Below are 20,130 nucleotides of genomic sequence, written 5' to 3' on the forward strand. Positions count from 1 at the left end.
AATTGATTGCTAATTAATTTAGTAATACTGAAAGATTTGAACCCGGCACTTGCCGGGTTTTTGCATTTGGCCGTAGAGCCCCAAAAGCCATCAAAAATGTTGAAAACTTTTTGGTGGTAAAAAGTGGTAATTTGTGGTAAAAGAAAATTACTTTTACCTATTAAATTAAGCCATAGTCTTATAATGCCGCATTTAACCGGAGAATTTGAATGTAAACTGGATGCCAAAGGGCGGATGATGATCCCTGCGGGCCTCAAAAAGCAGCTTCCTGAAGCTGACGGAGAGGGCCTTATGATCAATCGCGGCCTGGAGAAGTATCTGGTTATTTACACAAAATCCGAATGGGACAAAAGACTTGACGAATTGAGCAAACTTAACGAATATGACCGGCAAAATCTGCGTTTTATTCGCTATTTCACCGGCGGCGCCACGGCTTTGATGCCCGATTCGGCCGGCAGGGTGCTTTTGCCAAAGAGTTTGCTTGATTTTGCCGGCATTGGCAACGATGTGGTTTTAACCTGTGTATTAAACAAAATTGAAGTATGGGATAAGGCTGCCCATACCGAAATGATAAATAACGAGCCTGATAATTTTGCCGAATTGGCTGAAGCGGTAATGGGTAGTAAAGCAAGGAGGATAGATGAGTGAGTACCATACACCGGTTATGCTGCAGGAATGCATTGAAGGCCTTGCAATAAAAAAGGACGGCACTTATGTGGATGTAACCTTTGGCGGCGGCGGGCATTCGCGCGAGATTATGAAACATTTGGGGCCCGAAGGTACTTTGCTGGCGTTTGACCAGGATACCGATGCGCAACAAAATATTATTGACGATGCGCGCTTTGTTTTTATAGATCAGAATTTCAGGTACCTGAAAAACTTTGCCCGTTTGCACGGTGCTATCCCGGTTGATGGCATACTGGCCGATTTGGGCGTATCATCATACCAGTTTGACCAGGCCGAGCGTGGTTTTTCAATCCGCTTTGATGCCGAGTTGGATATGCGGATGAACCAGGGCGGGGAGCTTACGGCCAAGGATGTGGTAAACAATTATACAGGTGCCGAATTGCACCGCATTTTTGGTGTTTACGGCGAAATTCAAAACGCCAAATCATTGGCCGAAACTATAGTCACTGCCAGGCTTAATGCCCCGATAGTAACCATAGCCGATTTGAAGAACGCGATTATTAACCGCATCCCGAAGGGGAAAGAAAATAAGTACCTGGCACAGGTTTTCCAGGCGCTGCGTATCGAAGTGAACCAGGAGCTGGAAGCTTTGAAGGAATTTTTGGTACAGAGTGCCGAGGTGCTGGCTGTTGGCGGCAGGTTGGTAGTAATGAGCTACCACTCCCTGGAAGACAGGCTGGTAAAAAACTTCATCGCCAAAGGTAAGTTTAGCGGCGAGGTAGAAAAGGATTTATACGGTAATAATAAAAGGCCGCTTGATGCTGTAAGCCGCGGGGCTATAACCGCATCGGCAGATGAGATAAGTAACAATAACAGGGCACGGAGCGCTAAATTAAGGATAGCTGTAAAAATATGAGCAATCGTTTACGTACAGAAATTCAGGAGGAGGAAGAAGAGGAAGAGCTGATTATTGAGGATAAACCCCGGAAAAGGGAGATCCCCGATAATTTCTTTACACAATTTTTCACCAAACGCTTTATTACAAGCGAGAAGGCTACCAACGCCCTGCCTTTTGTACTATTCATTGCTTTTTTGGGTATGGTGTATATAGGCAATATGCACCTGGCCGAAAAAACCATCCGCGATATTGATGATCTTACTAAAGAAGTAAAAGAGCGCAGCTGGGATTTTAAAACTACAAAAGCCGATATGGCTTTTAAAAGTACATTAATTGAAGTGGCCAAACGTGCCGATACCCTTGGGGTGAGGCAAAGCGTTGAACCGCCAAAAAAGATAACGGTGAAGGAGGATAATGATGAAAATTAGGACTAACATATTGCTTCGGGTGTATATTGCCTTTGGCCTTGTTGTGCTTTTTTCGTTCGCGGTTGTGGTACAGCTTTGCCGGGTACAATTTATTCAGGGCGCAAAGTGGAAAGCCAAGGCAGTAAACATGACAGCCCAGTTCAGGGATGTAGAGGCCGCACGGGGTAATATTTTTTCCGTTGATGGCAGCCTGCTGGCAACATCGGTACCTGAGTATGAGCTGCACATGGATATGTTGGGTGCAGGCCTTGCTATTGATAGTGTTTTTAATGATAACGTAGAGGTGCTGGCGGCAAGTTTATCGCAATTATATGGCGATAGAACGCCACGCGAATATGCCAGGTTACTACGCGATGCCCGTAAAGACGGCTCACGTTACCAGCTTTTACGCCGCAGGGTAACTTACCAGGAGTTAAAAAAGATCCGCGAGTTCCCGGTGTTTAAAAACAGGAAAACTAAAAACAGCCTGATTGTATTGCAGCAAAACAAGCGCATTTTGCCTTTTCATGCGTTGGCCGCACGTACTATTGGTTATAAAAACGAAAATATTAAAAACCCGGTAGGGCTGGAGGGCGCCTACTCGTCATACATCAATGGCGAAAACGGCAGGCGCTTAATGCAGCGTATTCCCGGCGGAACGTGGATGCCTGTAAATAATGATGAAGACGAGATACCGGCAAAAGATGGTGCGGATATTATGTCGACCATCAACGTTAACTTCCAGGAGATAGCGCAGGCGGCTTTGTTAAGGCAGCTGGATTCAAGCGCCGCCGATCATGGCTGCGTGGTGCTGATGGAAGTTGCTACCGGCGAGGTGCGTGCTATAGCGAATTTTACCCGTTCAAAAGAAAATACTTTTAAAGAGAGCTTTAATTACGCCATCAGCAACGCTATTGATCCGGGTTCAACCTTTAAACTGGTATCTTATATGACCCTGCTTGATCAGCATAAACTGGATACCAACACTATAGTGAATGCCGAGGGCGGTAAATACAAGTTCCCCAAGGGGCCAACCATTACCGATACCGAACATGACAATTATGAAATGACGGTAAAAAAGGCTTTTGAAGAATCATCAAACGTGGCGGCAGCAAAGCTGGTTTATGGCCATTATAAAGATAACCCATGGCAGTTTATCAATAAGCTGTATAGCTATCATTTAAATGATAAGCTGGGGTTGCAGATACCCGGAGAAGGAAGGCCTGTTATAAAAAACCCGGGCAACCGCAGCTGGAATAAATATTATACACTGCCCGAAATGGCCTATGGTTATGAAATGAATCTTACCCCGTTGCAAATGCTGGCGTTTTATAATTCGGTAGCCAACAATGGTAAAATGATAGCGCCGATATTTGTGCGCGAGATCAGGAGGATGGGCAGCACTATTGAGCAGTTTAACGCCAGGGTTATTAATGAAAAAGTATGTTCGGATGCTACGCTTGGTAAGGTTAGAAGTATGCTGGAAGGCGTTGTGCAGGAAGGTAATTGTAAGCGTGTAATAAAAAACCCGCGTTATACGGTAGCCGGCAAAACAGGTACAGCCCAGGTAGCCGATGGTACAAAAGGTTATAAAGTAAAAAAATACCAGGCCTCATTTTGCGGTTATTTCCCGGCCGATCATCCTAAATATTCCATGATCGTGGTGGTAAATAACCCCACCCGCGGATCGTACCTGGCGGCTAAAGTGGCAGGGCCTATTTTCAGGGAGATTGCCGATAAGGTTTATGCCAATGATATGGAGATAAACCAGCCGTCGCCGGTAAGCCTTGTTGGCAATACATCAATGCCTAAGGTAAAGCAGGGTAATTTAAAGGCACTAAAACATGTATATGCCAAATTGGGCGTAAAACCGCTATATGCATCTGCAGATGCTGCCGGCAACGGAGTTGATACCAGCAATGGTATTCCATTTGAGGATACACGATATAAAGAAGGCACCGTTCCAACAGTAACAGGAATGGGCCTGAGCGATGCCCTGTATGTTTTGGGCAATGCAGGTTATAAAGTAACGGTACGCGGCAGCGGCATGGTAACCACACAATCGGTTACCGGCGGCAGCTCAATACCAAAAGGATCACGCATAACAATTGAACTGCAATGAGGTATTTAAGTGATTTAATAGATGGGTTAGCATTTACCGAGTTACAAGGCAGCGCCGATGTAGAAATTACGTCTGTAGCTTTTGATTCGCGCCAGGTAATTCCGGGGTCGATGTTTGTTGCCGTAAAAGGCACACAGGTTGACGGGCACGACTATATTGACCAGGCTATTAAACAGGGCGCCATCGCTGTTATATGCGAAGATTTACCTGCCCATACCGCGGCCGAAGTTGATTTTTTAATGGTTGCCGATTCGGCTAAGGCATTAAGTTTGGTGGCTGCTAATTTTTACGGCAATCCATCGGCACAGTTAAAGCTGGTTGGGGTTACCGGTACCAACGGCAAAACCACCATCGCTACGCTGCTTTATCAATTGTTTCGCGATCTGGGTTATAAAGCCGGTTTGCTATCAACTGTGGAGAACCAGATTAATGGCCAGGTAATACCATCAACCCATACCACACCCGATCCTATTGAACTTAACCGTTTGCTGGAAGAGATGGTAACGCAGGGTTGCGATTATTGCTTCATGGAAGTTAGCTCGCATGCGGTTGCACAGCACCGGGTAGCCAACCTGCATTTTTCGGGCGGGGTATTTACCAACCTCACGCACGATCATTTGGATTATCATAAAACCTTTGACAGTTATCTGAAGGCCAAAAAAGCCTTCTTTGATGGATTACCGAAAAACGCCTTTGCTTTAACCAACAGCGATGATAAGAATGGTAACATCATGCTGCAAAACTCGCAGGCACACCGCAAAACCTACGGGCTAAAAAGCATGGCCGATTACAAGGCCCGCATCCTGGAAAACCAGTTTGGTGGCCTGTTATTGCATATTGATAACGAAGAAGTATGGTTTAAAATGGTGGGCACCTTTAATGCCTACAACCTGTTGGCGGTTTACGCCACAGCTATGTTGTTAGAGCAGGATAAAGCCAAAACATTAACCAGCCTGAGTAAACTAACTGGCGCCGAAGGTCGCTTTGAATACATAGTTGCCCCGAACAAGGTTATAGGCATAGTTGATTATGCCCATACACCGGATGCTGTTCAAAACGTGCTAAGCACTATTCACGACATCCGCAAAGGCAACGAAAAAGTAATAACCGTAATAGGTTGTGGCGGAGATCGCGACAAAACCAAACGCCCTATTATGGCCCGTGTAGCCAGCGAATGGAGCGATAAAGTGATCCTGACATCAGATAATCCACGTACGGAAGACCCAGCCCAGATCATTAAAGAGATGGTTGAAGGCGTTGACCCCGCGTTTAAACGCCACACAGTGAGCATAGTTGACAGGAGAGAGGCAATTAAAACAGCCTGCATGCTGGCAAATCCGGGAGATATAATCCTGGTAGCGGGAAAAGGGCACGAGAAATACCAGGAGTCGCATGGCATAAAGAGTCATTTTGACGATATGGAGGAGTTGGAAGAGCAGTTTAAATTATTGGTGTAGGTGGATGTGCAGATTTCAGATGTGCAGATTTCAGATATGCAAATATGCAAATATGCAGATGAGGAATAGATGTTTGGATTGGGAATTAGTGATTGATGAATTGATAAAATAATGAGTGATAGACCTAACCTGATTGTTGATTTGACTTTCGAGTTTTCTTTAAAGGTTATCAGCTTCACCGAGAAGCTGGAAGCGTTAAGGAAATTCAATATGGCTAATCAGTTGTTCAGAAGCGGTACATCAATAGGGGCAAATGTTTGCGAAGCACAAGGGGCGCAAAGTAAAAGCGATTTTAAACATAAATGTAAAGTAGCTTATAAGGAAGCCGAAGAAACCAGGTACTGGTTGTTGTTATGTCAGAAAGCAGAGAGTTACCCCTTTGAACAATCGATGCTCGATGATGTGCAATCAATAGTAAAGGTTTTAGGAAAGATAATTTCCTCGATAAAAGAATAAAAAGTAATTAAATAGAACTGAGAAATTAAAACATTAATCGCAAATCTGCTTATCTCGAATCTGCAAATTATTAATCTGCACATCTGAAATCTGCACATCTGCACATCGCAAAGCCAATGTTATATTACTTATTTAACTATCTAAATAAAAACTACAACATACCGGGACTCGGGGTATTTCAGTATATCACGTTTCGTACGGCTTTGGCTGTAATAACATCGTTGCTGGTTACAACCGTGTATGGTCGTAGGCTGATTGATTACCTGCGTTTTAAACAGGTGGGCGAAACAGTTAGGAATTTAGGTTTGGAAGGCCAGATGCAAAAATCGGGTACACCAACCATGGGCGGACTAATCATTTTGCTGGGTATCCTGGTGCCTACATTGTTGTTTGCCAAATTGGGTAATGTATACATCATATTGATGATAGTTACTACCGTTTGGCTGGGCGCCATTGGTTTTTTAGATGATTATATTAAAGTATTTAAAAAGAATAAGGAGGGTTTAGCAGGCCGTTTTAAAATTGTAGGCCAGGTGGGTTTATCGCTGATAGTAGGCTGGACAATGTATTTCAATACCAACATCGTTATTCGCCAGGAAGTAAAATTGCCGGTAATGGTCAACGCCCCGGTTGATTTTCACCTGAAAAAGAATGTACCGGTATATACCCAGGATATACACTCTACCAAAACTACCATGCCTTTTTACAAAAATAACGAGTTGGATTACGGCAAAGTATTAAAGTTCATCGGCCCCGGATATGAGTATTACGCTTTGGTGGTGTTCCTGTTTTTTGTGATACTCATTGTCACCTTTATATCCAACGGGGCAAACATAACGGATGGTATAGACGGCCTGGCGACGGGTACCTCGGCCATTATTGGTATTACGCTGGCCATACTGGCTTATGTATCCGGTAATATCGAAATAGCCGACTACCTGAACATCATGTTCATCCCCAACTCGGGCGAGCTGGTGATTTTCGCTGGTGCTTTTGTTGGTGCCTGTGTTGGCTTTTTGTGGTACAACTCCTACCCGGCGCAGGTTTTTATGGGCGACACGGGCAGTTTGGCCATAGGCGGTATCATAGCTGTTTTTGCTATCATGATTCGTAAAGAGTTATTGCTGCCGGTGTTATGCGGTGTATTTGTGATCGAGAACATGTCGGTAATTATGCAGGTGGGTTGGTTTAAGTACACCAAAAAAAGATTTGGCGAAGGCCGCAGGGTGTTTTTAATGGCGCCGCTGCACCACCACTACCAAAAGAAAGGTTTCCACGAAGCTAAGATCGTAACCCGGTTCTGGATCATCGGGATACTGCTGGCGATAATAACGATAATAACGTTGAAGCTGAGATAGGAGGCGAAGCCCCCTAACCCCCTGAAGGGGGAACGATAGCGGAGAGTGAAAAGGAATAAAGATTAAAGATAAAGAGATAATGAGTACTAACAACAACATACCCAATCAAAAGCACCCCCTTCAGGGGGCGGGGGGGGCTATTGTTGTGCTTGGCGCCGGCGAAAGCGGTGTTGGTGCGGCATACCTGGCGCAACAGCAGGGGTATGATGTGTTTGTGTCGGATTTTGGGACCATTGCGGATAAATACAAAAAACAACTGGAAGACTGGAATATCAGCTTCGAGGAAAAACAACATACTGAGGATTTAATCCTGAACGCGGTTGAGGTGATCAAAAGCCCGGGCATTCCGGATAAAGCGCCGATCATCAAAAAACTTAAAGAAAAAGGGATCCCGGTAATATCCGAAATTGAATTTGCGGGCAGGTATTGCAGCGCGAAGATCATCGGCATAACCGGATCAAACGGTAAAACTACTACCAGCAGTTTAACCTATCATATTTTAAAAAATGGTGGTTTAAATGTTGGGCTGGCCGGCAATATAGGTAAAAGCTTTGCTTACCAGGTGGCTACCGAAAACTTTGATTTGTACGTGCTGGAACTAAGCAGCTTTATGCTGGATGATATGTTTACGTTTAAGGTAGATATAGCGGTATTGCTCAATATCACACCCGACCATTTAGACAGGTACGATTATAAGCTGGAAAACTATGCGGCATCCAAATTCAGGGTTACGCAGAACCAAACGGCGGCCGACTATTTCATTTATTGCGCCGATGACCCGGAAACCATTAAAGGTATGGCCAACCGGAAATTCGACGCTCAACTATTGCCTTTTTCTATTGAAACCAAGATTGAACCGGGAGCATATCTCGATATCGACAATATTGTCATCAACACAAATCAAGAACATTTTACAATGTCAATTCAAGAACTGGCCTTACAGGGCAAGCACAACATTTACAACTCCATGGCGTCAGGTATTGTAGCAAGGGTGCTGGAGTTGCGCGAGGGAACGATAAAGGAGAGCATGGGCAACTTTAAAGCTATTGAACACCGGCTTGAATTTGTAGCCAATATATCGGGCATCCGTTTTATCAACGATTCAAAAGCTACCAACGTTAACTCAACCTGGTATGCATTGGAGAGCATGAGTAGTGATGTGGTACTGATACTTGGCGGCGTTGATAAAGGTAACGATTACGGTATGCTCAAGGATTTAGTGAAGCAGAAGGTTAGATCGATAGTTTGCCTGGGGAAAGATAACAAGCGTATACATGATGCTTTTGAAGATGATGTGCATGTTATAGTAAATACATTCTCGGCCCAGGAGGCTGCCCAGGTGGCTTTTCACCTGGCCGAAAAAGGGGATACTGTATTGTTATCACCAGCCTGTGCCAGCTTTGATTTGTTTAAAAATTACGAAGACAGGGGAAACCAGTTTAAAGCAGCGGTGAAGGAATTGTAGCAGATGTGCAGATTTCAAATTTCAGATGTGCAGATTAAAAGGAATAATTAGAGAAAAGATTATTAACAAATATAAAAACAAAAGTCTCCCCTACCGGGGGAGATTTAGAGGGGGCTATGCATAGGATATTAAACAACACAAAAGGCGACCGGTGGATATGGCTGATAGTGATATTGCTTTCTGTTATATCCTTGTTGGCTGTATACAGCTCAACGGGTACGCTTGCTTATAAACGTGGTGTTGGTGTCGAGTCGATTTTGATGAAACACCTGGCTATGGTTGTGGGTGGTATTATGCTGATGTACATTTCGCACAAACTGGATTATAGGTACTATGCCGGCTTGTCCAAAATCATGATGATCGTGACTATTCCATTGCTTATCTATACACTGGTATTTGGTAGCCACATCAACAATGCAAGCCGCTGGATAAATATCCCGCTTGTCGGTTTAAGCTTCCAGACATCAGATTTGGCCAAACTCGCCCTGATTACTTACCTGGCGCGCACTTTATCGCGCAAGCAGGAAAATATCAAGGATGTAAAAGAATCGTTTTTGCCTATCATGGGTTCGGTTTGCCTGGTTTTTATCCTGATAGCGCTGGCCAACTTATCAACCGCGTTGATGCTGTTTGGGGTAAGCATATTGTTATTGATCATAGGCCGTATCAGCATAAAGCAGATTGCAATTGTATGCGGCGCTGGATTTATATTGTTATTGGGAGTAATATTTTTGGGGCCAAGGCGACATACTTATGTTTCGCGCGTAAATACCTTCCTGCACCCCGATTCAACCAAAACAGATAAATCATTCCAGGCCGACCATGCCAAGATAGCCATCGCCAGCGGAGGCCTTTTTGGTAAAGGCCCGGGTAACAGCACCGAACGGAATTACCTGCCCGAATCATACTCGGATGAAATTTATGCCATCATAGTAGAAGAGTACGGCCTGGTTGGCGGTTTCGCGCTGGTAGGCATTTACCTGTTTTTGTTGTACAGGTGTATAAAAATTATTACCAAAGCGCCCAAAGCGTTTGGCGCGTTGCTGGCTTGCGGCTTAAGTTTTAGCCTGGCTATACAGGCCTTTGCCAATATGGCTGTGGCAGTAGGCCTTGGCCCGGTAACGGGTGTGCCGTTGCCCTTTGTAAGTATGGGTGGTACATCGCTGTTGTTCACAAGTGTGGCCTTTGGCATCATACTATCAGTAAGCAGGGATATAGAGGAACCGAAGAAAGTTGTGGTTGGGGAGATAAGCGTGGCGTAGGCCCCCTAACCCCCTGAAGGGGGAACGAAAAGGTAGCCCCCTAACCCCCTAAAGGGGGAACAATAGTTAAAGAGTTTAAAAGATGAAAGATAATAGCATAAAAGCAAAAGCCGCCAATCAAAAGCTCCCCCTTCAGGGAGCGGGGGGGGCTCGCATCATCATAAGTGGTGGCGGAACAGGAGGACACATCTTCCCGGCTATTGCTATTGCCAATGCTTTGAAGGCTATCGACTCTAAAACCGAGATCCTGTTTGTGGGAGCCCTTGGGCGTATGGAGATGGAAAAGGTGCCCGCTGCCGGGTATAAAATCATCGGCTTGGATATTCGCGGCATTCAGCGCGATTCTATCTGGAAAAATGTGATGTTCCCGGTTAAACTGGTAGGTAGCGTGCGCAAGGCATTGCAAATTATAAAGGATTTTAAACCTGATGCTGCTGTTGGGGTTGGTGGTTATGCGTCGGGCCCGTTGTTGTATGCGGCATCAATGAAAAAAATACCATACCTGATACAGGAACAAAACTCCTATGCAGGTATTACCAATAAATGGCTGGGCAAAGGAGCACAAAAAATTTGTGTGGCTTTTGATAATATGGAGCAGTTTTTTCCTGCCGGTAAAATCATCAAAACCGGTAACCCTATCCGTAAAGATTCGGTAAATATAGCCGGTAAGCACATGCAGGCCTTGGAGTTGTACAAGTTATCAACCTTTAAAAAAACTATACTGATAACCGGTGGCAGCCTTGGCGCACGTACATTAAATAACAGCATTATGGCTGGTTTGGATAAGCTGATAGCTGCCGACGTGCAGATCATCTGGCAAACCGGTAAGTTTTATTATAAAACAATCATCGGGAAACTGGGCGAAGATTACCACCCGGATGTGAAGATAAGGGAGTTTTTAACCCGGATGGATTTGGCTTACGCAGCTGCCGATGTTATTATATCAAGAGCAGGGGCGGGCACCATTGCCGAATTATGCGTGGTGAAAAAGCCGGTTATCCTGGTGCCATCGCCAAATGTGGCCGAAGACCACCAAACAAAAAACGCGCTGGCACTGGTGCAGGAGGATGCCGCCATTTTTGTAGCCGACAGGGATGCCGAAGCGAAATTGGTGGATAGGGCGATTGAATTATTGAACGACAAATCATTACAAAAGAAGCTAAGCACTAACATAGGTAAAATGGCTATGCCAAATGCCGATGAGGTGATAGCAAAAGAGCTTTTACAAATAATAAAATAACAATTAAAGTTAGGGTCCTCCTTCTCCCAAAAAGGGGAGGGCCTTTTTTAAAAACACTAAAATGGAATTACGCGACATACAAAGGGTTTACCTGGTGGGCATAGGCGGCATCGGGATGAGCGGCCTGGCCCGCTACTTCCATCATTTGGGCTGTATTGTTTGCGGGTACGATAAAACAGTTACCGACCTCACCACCGATTTACACAACGAGGGTATCCAGATTTGTTTTGAGGATAATGCCGATTGTATCCCCATCAGCTTCCAGGAGCCATCTGCAGATACACTTATTATTTATACACCGGCCATCCCTAAGGATTCGGCGGTGCTTAACTATTTTAAAAATAAAGGATTCGGGTTATTTAAACGTTCGCAGGTTTTAGGCTTAATCAGCAAAAGCTCTTTCACCATAGCCGTTGCCGGTACACATGGCAAAACCACCACATCAACCATGGTGGCGCATTTGTTAAAAGCATCGGGTAACGATTGTTCGGCTTTTTTGGGTGGCATATCGTCAAACTACCAAACCAATGTGCTTTATGGCAAAAACAATGTAATGGTGGTAGAGGCTGATGAGTACGACCGGTCGTTTTTAACATTGTTCCCGGATGTGGCCATTATCACGTCCATGGATGCAGATCATTTGGATATTTATGGCGATCATGAACATTTAACAGAATCGTTTAAGCTATTTGCATCGCAGATAAAAAGCGGCGGTACACTGGTACACAAAAAAGGACTGCCTTTAGATACCGGCTATACCTATGCCCTGGAAGATGCAACGGCCGACGCGCATGCGGCAAACATCCGTATTGAGGGTGGCGACTTTTACTTTGATTTTATCAATGCCGATATCAGTATCCCCGGCATAAAAATGGGCATTGCCGGTACGCACAATATCGAAAACGCCGTAGCTGCTATCGAGGCTGTTTTAAGACTGGATATCCCGGCCGAATCAATTAAAGATGCGCTTGGATCATTCCGCGGTGTTAAACGCAGGTTTGAGTATATCGTAAAGACACCGGGGCATATCTATATTGACGATTACGCGCATCATCCCGAAGAATTGCGGGCGGCCATATCATCGGTAAAAAGATTATACCCTGATAAAAAGCTGACCGCCATTTTTCAGCCTCACCTGTACACCCGCACCCGCGATTTTGCCGATGGTTTTGCCGAGGTGTTGAGCATGGTTGATGAGCTGATACTGCTGGATATTTACCCGGCCCGCGAGTTGCCTATTGAAGGGGTTACTTCAGGCATGCTGCTTAACAAAATGTCGCTGATCAATAAACGCATACTGAGCAAGCAGGAAGCGTTGGACGCTATTAAAAATGAAAAACCCGAACTGCTGTTAACAGTAGGCGCGGGTGATATAGATACACTGGTACATCCCTTAAAAGAGATAATGCAGCATGGATAAAAAACTCATTTGGAAGCGCCTTTTAATAGGATTTGCCTGGATAATTTGCCTGGGTGGTCTTGTGGTGCTTATGGGTTTTATCGAATCGAAAAAAGCATCGGTGGTTTGCACTGCGGTAAAAGTAAATATTCCGGGTAACCAGTATTTTATAGATAAACAGGAGGTTGACCAGATATTGCAAGCCAACAGCCATACCCTAATAGGGCAAAAGCTGGAAAGTATTAATATCCAGGACCTGGAAAACAAGCTAAGGGCAAATCCATTTATTGAGTTTGCCAAGGTATACACCGAAATGGATGGGGTGCTGATGGTGGAGGTGAGCCAGCGCCAGCCCATATTAAGGGTGATGAACCATTACGATATGGATTTTTATATCGATCAGCATGGGTTAAAAATTCCGCTGTCGTCAAACTTTACCGCAAGGGTATTGGTTGCCAATGGTTATATCGATGAGTTGTTTACCAACCATGTTGATTCATTGCATACGCAGCTGGCAAAAGATTTATATAAAACAGCTGATTTTATTCGCCGGGATTCATTATGGGATGCGCAGATAGCACAGATCTATGTAAACACAGATCGCGAGATTGAACTGATACCAAGGGTAGGCAGCCAGCGGATTTTGATAGGTAATGCCGACTCGTTAAATGTAAAACTAAGAAACCTGCAAGCCTTTTATAAACAAGTGCTGCCACACGTGGGCTGGGATAAATACCGCACCATTAATATTAAATACACCAACCAGGTAATTGGTGTAAAAAACGAACTGACTAAAGCAGATTCGGCTAAAATGAAAGCATTGAAGCTGGACTCGCTTAAAATGAAAAAGGATACATCTCAAATAAAAATGTAATATGGACAAGAGCTCAACACAAGAAAAAAGTTCACCAATTGTAGTAGGATTGGATATCGGGACTACTAAAATATGCGTCATCGTTGGTCGCAGGAGCAAGAATGGAAAGATTGAGGTATTAGGAATTGGTAAAGCAGAATCTGCGGGCGTAACCCGTGGGATGGTTTCAAATATAGATAAAACCGTACAGGGTATTACCCAGGCGGTTGAGATTGCCGGTGCGCAATCAAATGTAGATATCAAAGTGGTATTTGTGGGTATTGCAGGGCAGCATATTAAAAGCTTGCAGCACCGTGGTTTAATAACCCGTCGCGATTTACAATCGGAGATAAGCCGTAAGGATATTGATAAGCTGATTGAGGATATGTACAACCTGGTAATGCCTCCGGGCGAGGATATTATCCATGTGTTGCCACAGGAGTTTACTGTTGATAACGAGCCTGGGATTAAAGACCCTATTGGTATGGCCGGCGTGCGTTTAGAGGCCAACTTCCACATCATATCCGGCCAGGTTACTGCTATTAAAAATATTGTAAAATGTGTTAACAAGGCCAACCTGGATAGCCAGGACCTGATACTGGAGCCATTGGCATCTTCTGAATCTGTGTTGAGCGAAGAGGAAAAAGAAGCCGGTGTTGTGCTGGTTGATATTGGCGGTGGTACTACCGATGTGGCCATTTTCCATGAAGGCATAATCCGCCATACCGCCGTTATCCCTTTTGGTGGCAACAGCGTAACCGAGGATATCCGCGAGGGTTGCTCGGTAATGCGCAATATAGCCGAGCAGTTGAAGGTAAGGTTTGGATCGGCCCTGGCAGATGAGAATAAGGAAAATGAGATTGTTTGTGTACCCGGCTTACGCGGCCGCGAGCCCAAAGAGATCAGTGTTAAAAACCTGGCTTACGTGATACAGGCCCGCATGGAGGAAATTGTAGAGCATGTGTATTATGAAATTAAATCATCAGGCTACGAGAAAAAACTGATTGCCGGTATAGTAATTACAGGTGGTGGCGCGCAGCTTAAACACCTGCGCCAATTGGTAGAGTTTGTTACCGGTTTAGATTGCCGCGTAGGCTACCCTACCGAGCACTTGGCCAAGAATGAAGTACTGCCAAAAAATATTTACGAAGAGCTGCAAAGCCCAACGTTTGCTACCGGTATAGGCCTGTTGATAAAAGGTATTCAGAAAACGGAGTACATGAGTGTAGATGCCCCGGTTGAAAAAGCACAGAAGCCCAAGTTTGAGGGCAAAGGAAAAGAGGGTGGTTTATTTGACAGGTTGTTAAAGAAAAGCATCACCTTTATTAAGGATGATATAAATGATGAGGACTTTTTGAAATAATTATACACAATAGTTAAGATTTTCCACATTGTAGACATTTGTGGAAAACTCCTGTGGAAAAAGTATTATTATTACGATGGTTAAATCTAAATGTTGGTAAAATCACATATAGCTGAAAACGAAGATTATGCAGTTTGAGATGTTAAAAGAAAAATCGTCAATCATCAAAGTAATTGGTGTTGGCGGTGGCGGTGGTAACGCCGTAAACCATATGTACAGGCAGGGAATTACCGGTGTCGACTTTATAATTTGTAACACCGATGCCCAGGCGCTGGAACTTAGCCCTATACCCAACAAGGTACAATTGGGCGCCAGCCTTACCGAAGGTATGGGTGCCGGTTCGATACCCGAGGTGGGAAAAAACTCTGCAATAGAAAATATCGACGATATAAAACAAATGCTTGGTGTTAATACCAAAATGCTGTTTATTACCGCGGGTATGGGTGGTGGTACCGGTACCGGTGCAAGCCCCATTATAGCCAAGGCCGCCCGCGAAATGGATATATTAACCGTGGGTATTATAACTACGCCATTCTCGTTTGAAGGTAAACGCCGCAAAATGCAGGCCGATGCGGGCATGGAAGAACTGCGCAAATACGTTGATTCGTTCCTGGTGATCTCGAACGATAGATTGCGCCAGATTTTTGGTAACCTTACCATGAGTTCCGCTTTTGGCCAGGCAGACGATATATTAACCACAGCCGCCAAAGGCATAGCCGAGATTATAACCTTACCAGGCTATATCAACGTCGACTTTAAAGATGTGCGCACCGTAATGAAAGATAGCGGCGTATGTATTATGGGCAGCAGCAGCGCCGAAGGCGAAGGCCGCGCCTTAAAGGCCGTTGAAGGTGCGTTGGCTTCGCCATTATTAAAAGATAATGAGATAGAAGGCGCACGTTACATTTTGCTTAACATCAGTTCGGGCCTTAAAGAGGTTACCATGGATGAAGTGAGCATTATTACCGATTATATACAGGAAGAAGCCGGTTTGGCTGCCGACCTGATTTGGGGTAACTGTGTTGATGAAAACCTGGAAGATAAACTTTCGGTTACCATTATAGCAACCGGTTTCCAAACCCAGGATGAGCGCGCAAAAGAGCAAAACAACAAAAAGATAGTATCAATGCTGGTTCCCGAGAACGCACCGTTGGTGAAACCTGTAAATGAATTTATAAACCCGGTTAAAGCCAACACGCCTGCTCAGCCATATATTAAACACAAAGAGGAGCCTAAGCAAACCGGTTTGTTTGATATGTTTGGAGCCACCGAAAAAAGGGACGACGATGTAGTTAAGTTTAACCTGCACGAAGAGGAGCAGGAAGAAGAAAACGAGCAGGATATGGCTGGCTTCACTTTTAAAATGAGTGAGCCTGAAACTTACAGCGCGCCAGTACAGGAAGCACGCAAGCCCGAGCCTGTGCCAACTCCTGTTCCTGAGCCGGAGCCGGTAGCCCTTGCAGGTGCTGATGATAATAAAACAAACGAATCAATAGAGGAGCAGCTGAAAAAATCGCGCGAGCGTATCATGCGCCTTAAAGATTTGAGCATGAAACTACGTACAGGCAACATCCAGGAGCTGGAAAATGTACCTGCTTACAAACGTAAAGAAGTTGCCCTGCAGGATACGCCAAAATCTGACGAAAGCGCCATCTCCCGTTTCAGCCTGATGCCCGATAACGAAGGCAACACCGAGATAAGGAGAAATAACTCGTTTTTGCACGATAATGCGGATTAGTATCAAGTAGTAAGTATCAAGATAAAAAACGCAAAGCCGTTATAAGTAATTTACCATTCTTATAACGGCTTTTTTGGGTTAAAGGAAATCTGCCTTGATGCCTCAGTCTCATCAACTTGGTGTCAGAAAAAAAATCTTGCTACTTGATACTTACTACTTGATACTATCCCCAAGTTATAAGCTATTCTAAAAAGTTATAGCTATTGTATTAGCTTCTATTTACAGCTATATTTGTACATTATTCACGATTAACGGTAAATTATTTTGGATTTATTTGATAAAATAACAAAAAGCTTGGGCGGGCCGCTGGGTCAGCACCAAAAATGGTCACATGGTTATTTTTCATTTCCCAAACTGGAAGGGGAAATTGGGCCGCATATGCAGTTCAATGGGAAAGAGCATTTGGTTTGGAGCCTTAATAACTACCTTGGCCTGGCCAATCATCCCGAAGTGAGGGAAGCTGATGCCAAAGCCGCTGCTGATTACGGTATGGCGTACCCGATGGGCGCCCGTATGATGTCGGGTAACTCCATTCACCACGAAGAATTGGAGAATAACCTGGCCGCGTTTGTAGGTAAAGAAGCCGCATTTTTATTGAACTATGGTTACCAGGGAATGGTATCCATTATAGATAGCCTGGTTGACAGGAACGATGTTATAGTTTATGATGCCGAATCGCATGCCTGTATTATTGATGGCGTTCGTTTGCACATGGGCAAACGTTTTGTTTACCAGCATAATGATATTGAGAGCTGCAGAAAGCAATTGGAACGTGCTACCAAATTAACGGAGCAAACTGGTGGTGGCATATTACTGATTACCGAAGGTGTTTTTGGTATGTCGGGCGCGCAGGGTAAATTGAAAGAGATTGTAGATCTTAAGAAAGATTTCAATTTCCGTTTATTGGTTGATGACGCACACGGGTTTGGTACCATGGGCAAAACAGGTGCCGGTACGCACGAAGAGCAGGATTGTATTGATGGGGTAGATGTATACTTTGCCACATTTGCCAAATCAATGGCTGGTATAGGCGCTTTTGTTGCCGCTGATGAGCAGATAGTACACTTTTTGCGTTATAACATGCGTTCGCAAACATTTGCCAAGGCTTTGCCGATGCCAATGGTATTGGGCTTAAAAAAACGTTTTGAACTGTTAGTGTCGCAACCGGAATTGCGTGAAAAACTGTGGCTCATCTCGTCAACCTTACAAAAGGGTTTAAAAGAGCGTGGCTTTAACCTGGGCGTTACCAATACCATGGTTACCCCCGTGTTTTTAGAGGGCAACCTTTACGAAGCCACCAGCCTAACCCGCGACCTTCGCGAAAACTATGGCATCTTCTGCTCGATAGTAATTTATCCGGTTATCCCTAAAGGATTGATATTATTAAGGCTTATCCCAACCGCCATACACTCATTGGAGGATGTAGAGCGCACCCTAAACGCCTACAGCGAAATGGGCGGGAAACTAAAGGCCGGCTATTATAAAGAGAATAAGCTGGAGATAGCGTAATCTTAAATTTGAAGATTTGAAAATTTGGGAATTTGAAAATGAAATCCTCAAATGTAATATAAGTTAGAAGGCTTCAGTGATGAGGCTTTTTTTATGTCAATACTTAGCGGTCACCAGGCATTCATCTTCAAATTTTCAAATCCTCAAATTTTCAAATCAAAAAATTAGTGTTTAAAAAAAGTCAGATAAACCTGTTTCACAATATGATAAGCCGCAAACGCGAAAAACAAAATAGCGATACTTGTATTAATAAGCCGGGCGCTAAGCGCGAATTTACTTTTGATGAATTTGGCAAATTCGGCGTATAGGAACAGGCCTAAAAAGGCTCCGGCTGCCGAGCCTACGCTGAATATAACCAGGGCCACTTTCCCTGTCATGATCCATTCGTGAGTGATGAGGTAAGTACCGGTAACCATCCAAAACGGTACTTGCATAGGGTTTAAAAATCCAAGCAGGATGCCGTATTTAATACTGGCATGGTCGGAGTAATTGGTTTCGGGCGGTTTGTTGCGGTGAATCCAGGTAATAGTGCCCAGGGTGCCAAACAGTACAACCATTACCCAATCTATAATAACGCTTAAATGCATCTGACTCGATAGCCAGTTTGCGGCGTGCATGATAAAATAAGTAAAAAAAAACTCAACGCATGAAAAGGCTATCATAAACCGCAGCGCTTCTTTCATTCCGCGGTTTATAGTTAGTTGTACAACAGTAAGGTTAATGTTTCCGGGAGGGATATAACCAATGCAGTTGGCTATAAGCCCGATGATGAAGGTAAGGAATATCATTGGCGCAAAGATAGGGTGTAGATGTGCAGATGTGCAAATTATAGATGTGCAGATGTGCAGATTTTAGAATTGCAGGTTTTAATTTGAAACCTGCAAGTCAATTTTTTTCATCTGCACACCTGCACATCTGAAATCTGCACATCTAATCCATCCATCTTCCGTACATTTGCATATCTGAAATCTGCACGTCTGAAACATGTCAACTGATAAAATAATCTCCTTGCTTCCATCCGCAACCGAGATAATATGTGCCCTGGGGCTCGAAGATAACCTGGTGGGGCGATCGCACGAGTGCGATTATCCCGAATTTGTAAAACAACTGCCGGTTTGTACCGAAGCCAATTTTCCTGATGGGTTAAGCAGTGCTGCAATTGATGTAAAGGTGAAAGAATTGCTGGCCGATGCCTTATCAGTTTACACCGTTAAACGCGAAGTGATTAAACAACTGGCTCCTGATGTAGTAATTACGCAGGATCAGTGCGAGGTTTGCGCGGTATCATTGGCCGATGTTGAACTGGCTTTGGATAATTATCTTGATAAAAAAGCCAGGATAGTGTCTTTACGCCCCAATAGCCCCGACGATATTTTTAACGATATAGCCACTATAGCAAATGCCCTGAACGTATCACAGGCCGGTGCCGAGTTGCTGGAACTGTTGAACGAGCGGGTTGACATTATTAAACACAAATTGAAATTTGCCGACAGCAAACCTACTGTGGCCTGTATCGAATGGCTTGAACCCATGATGGTATCAGGCAATTGGGTGCCCGGCCTTGTTAGCATTGCCGGCGGTACACCTGTATTGGCACAGGATGGAAAGCATTCTCCCTATGTAAGCTGGGACGATATCCGGCTACAGAACCCCGAAATAATAGTAGTGATGCCTTGTGGCTTTTCGATAGAACGTACGTTAAAGGAGATTGATGTTTTAATGCAATTACCTGGCTTTGCCGATTTAAAGGCCGTAAAAAACAATCAACTGTATATAGCCGATGGCAATCAATACTTTAACCGCCCCGGCCCACGGATTGTGGACTCTATTGAAATTCTGGCCGAAATAATCCGCCCAAAACAATTTGCTTTTGGGTATGAGGGTGAAGGGTGGATTAAGTTTGGGGTGTAACAGGGAGGGTTATTGGTGATTGCTGCGCTTTGTGATTTGATAATCAGTGTGTTCGCGTTGTTGCG

General features: G+C 44.4%; 17 protein-coding genes. 16 read left to right on the forward strand and 1 reads right to left on the reverse strand.

The genetic code is table 11. The features are described 5' to 3' along the window. Positions 1–183: 183 nt before the first annotated feature. The 15 genes from mraZ to AC1RM2_RS22745 all read left to right on the forward strand — a co-directional run bounded on the left by mraZ (position 184) and on the right by AC1RM2_RS22745 (position 18,154). Entirely contained in the window at positions 184–648 is a 465-nt protein-coding gene (gene mraZ, locus AC1RM2_RS22675) for a division/cell wall cluster transcriptional repressor MraZ (RefSeq protein ID WP_090652428.1), read from the forward strand. Next, positions 641–1,543, forward strand: coding sequence for a 16S rRNA (cytosine(1402)-N(4))-methyltransferase RsmH (gene rsmH / locus AC1RM2_RS22680; protein WP_492987436.1), 903 nt, complete (start codon positions 641–643; stop codon positions 1,541–1,543). Before mraZ ends, rsmH begins: the two co-directional genes overlap by 8 nt. Beyond that, positions 1,540–1,953 carry an FtsL-like putative cell division protein gene (locus tag AC1RM2_RS22685; RefSeq protein WP_492987437.1) on the forward strand — a complete coding sequence of 138 codons (414 nt, stop codon included), beginning with the start codon at positions 1,540–1,542 and terminating at the stop codon, positions 1,951–1,953. The genes rsmH and AC1RM2_RS22685 overlap by 4 nt, the downstream gene beginning before the upstream one ends. After that, a complete protein-coding gene (locus tag AC1RM2_RS22690; protein WP_492987438.1) occupies positions 1,940–4,054 on the forward strand; it encodes a penicillin-binding protein in 2,115 nt (704 codons plus the stop codon). The genes AC1RM2_RS22685 and AC1RM2_RS22690 overlap by 14 nt, the downstream gene beginning before the upstream one ends. Then, positions 4,051–5,511, forward strand: a complete 1,461-nt coding sequence (locus AC1RM2_RS22695; protein ID WP_492987439.1) for a UDP-N-acetylmuramoyl-L-alanyl-D-glutamate--2,6-diaminopimelate ligase — start codon at positions 4,051–4,053, stop codon at positions 5,509–5,511. The genes AC1RM2_RS22690 and AC1RM2_RS22695 overlap by 4 nt, the downstream gene beginning before the upstream one ends. 111 nt (positions 5,512–5,622) lie before the next feature. Beyond that, positions 5,623–5,967 carry a four helix bundle protein gene (locus AC1RM2_RS22700; RefSeq protein WP_492987440.1) on the forward strand — a complete coding sequence of 115 codons (345 nt, stop codon included), beginning with the start codon at positions 5,623–5,625 and terminating at the stop codon, positions 5,965–5,967. Positions 5,968–6,083: 116 nt separating this feature from the next. Beyond that, positions 6,084–7,325 carry a phospho-N-acetylmuramoyl-pentapeptide-transferase gene (mraY, locus tag AC1RM2_RS22705; protein ID WP_492987441.1) on the forward strand — a complete coding sequence of 414 codons (1,242 nt, stop codon included), beginning with the start codon at positions 6,084–6,086 and terminating at the stop codon, positions 7,323–7,325. A 79-nt stretch (positions 7,326–7,404) separates the two neighbouring features. After that, positions 7,405–8,790 (forward strand): UDP-N-acetylmuramoyl-L-alanine--D-glutamate ligase, encoded by a 1,386-nt coding sequence (gene murD / locus AC1RM2_RS22710; RefSeq protein ID WP_492987442.1) that lies wholly within the window; start codon positions 7,405–7,407, stop codon positions 8,788–8,790. 116 nt (positions 8,791–8,906) lie between these two features. Continuing rightward, positions 8,907–10,052: an FtsW/RodA/SpoVE family cell cycle protein gene (locus tag AC1RM2_RS22715; RefSeq protein WP_090652420.1), complete on the forward strand. Its 1,146-nt coding sequence runs from the start codon at positions 8,907–8,909 to the stop codon at positions 10,050–10,052. An 82-nt stretch (positions 10,053–10,134) separates the two neighbouring features. Then, positions 10,135–11,292, forward strand: coding sequence for an undecaprenyldiphospho-muramoylpentapeptide beta-N-acetylglucosaminyltransferase (gene murG, locus AC1RM2_RS22720; RefSeq protein ID WP_492987443.1), 1,158 nt, complete (start codon positions 10,135–10,137; stop codon positions 11,290–11,292). Positions 11,293–11,353: 61 nt separating this feature from the next. Next, on the forward strand, positions 11,354–12,712 hold the full coding sequence (gene murC / locus AC1RM2_RS22725) for a UDP-N-acetylmuramate--L-alanine ligase (RefSeq protein WP_492987444.1): 1,359 nt from the start codon (positions 11,354–11,356) through the stop codon (positions 12,710–12,712). Then, the gene (locus tag AC1RM2_RS22730) at positions 12,705–13,565 is read left to right on the forward strand and encodes a cell division protein FtsQ/DivIB (protein WP_492987445.1); all 861 of its coding nucleotides are present in this window, start codon (positions 12,705–12,707) and stop codon (positions 13,563–13,565) included. Before murC ends, AC1RM2_RS22730 begins: the two co-directional genes overlap by 8 nt. A 1-nt stretch (position 13,566) precedes the next feature. Further along, a complete protein-coding gene (gene ftsA / locus AC1RM2_RS22735) occupies positions 13,567–14,907 on the forward strand; it encodes a cell division protein FtsA (RefSeq protein WP_492987446.1) in 1,341 nt (446 codons plus the stop codon). Between the two features lie 127 nt (positions 14,908–15,034). Then, positions 15,035–16,645 (forward strand): cell division protein FtsZ, encoded by a 1,611-nt coding sequence (gene ftsZ, locus AC1RM2_RS22740; RefSeq protein WP_477382431.1) that lies wholly within the window; start codon positions 15,035–15,037, stop codon positions 16,643–16,645. 264 nt (positions 16,646–16,909) lie between these two features. Beyond that, positions 16,910–18,154: an aminotransferase class I/II-fold pyridoxal phosphate-dependent enzyme gene (locus AC1RM2_RS22745; RefSeq protein WP_492987447.1), complete on the forward strand. Its 1,245-nt coding sequence runs from the start codon at positions 16,910–16,912 to the stop codon at positions 18,152–18,154. Between the two features lie 164 nt (positions 18,155–18,318). On the opposite strand, the gene AC1RM2_RS22750 is transcribed toward AC1RM2_RS22745, so the two are convergent. Next, the gene (locus AC1RM2_RS22750; RefSeq protein WP_492987448.1) at positions 18,319–18,942 is read right to left on the reverse strand and encodes a LysE family transporter; all 624 of its coding nucleotides are present in this window, start codon (positions 18,940–18,942) and stop codon (positions 18,319–18,321) included. 196 nt (positions 18,943–19,138) lie between these two features. Between AC1RM2_RS22750 and AC1RM2_RS22755 the strand changes: the two genes are divergently transcribed. Beyond that, positions 19,139–20,065 carry a cobalamin-binding protein gene (locus tag AC1RM2_RS22755; protein WP_492987449.1) on the forward strand — a complete coding sequence of 309 codons (927 nt, stop codon included), beginning with the start codon at positions 19,139–19,141 and terminating at the stop codon, positions 20,063–20,065. Positions 20,066–20,130: the final 65 nt, after the last annotated feature.

This window comes from Mucilaginibacter sp. GW822-FHT03E02, from assembly GCF_058801545.1.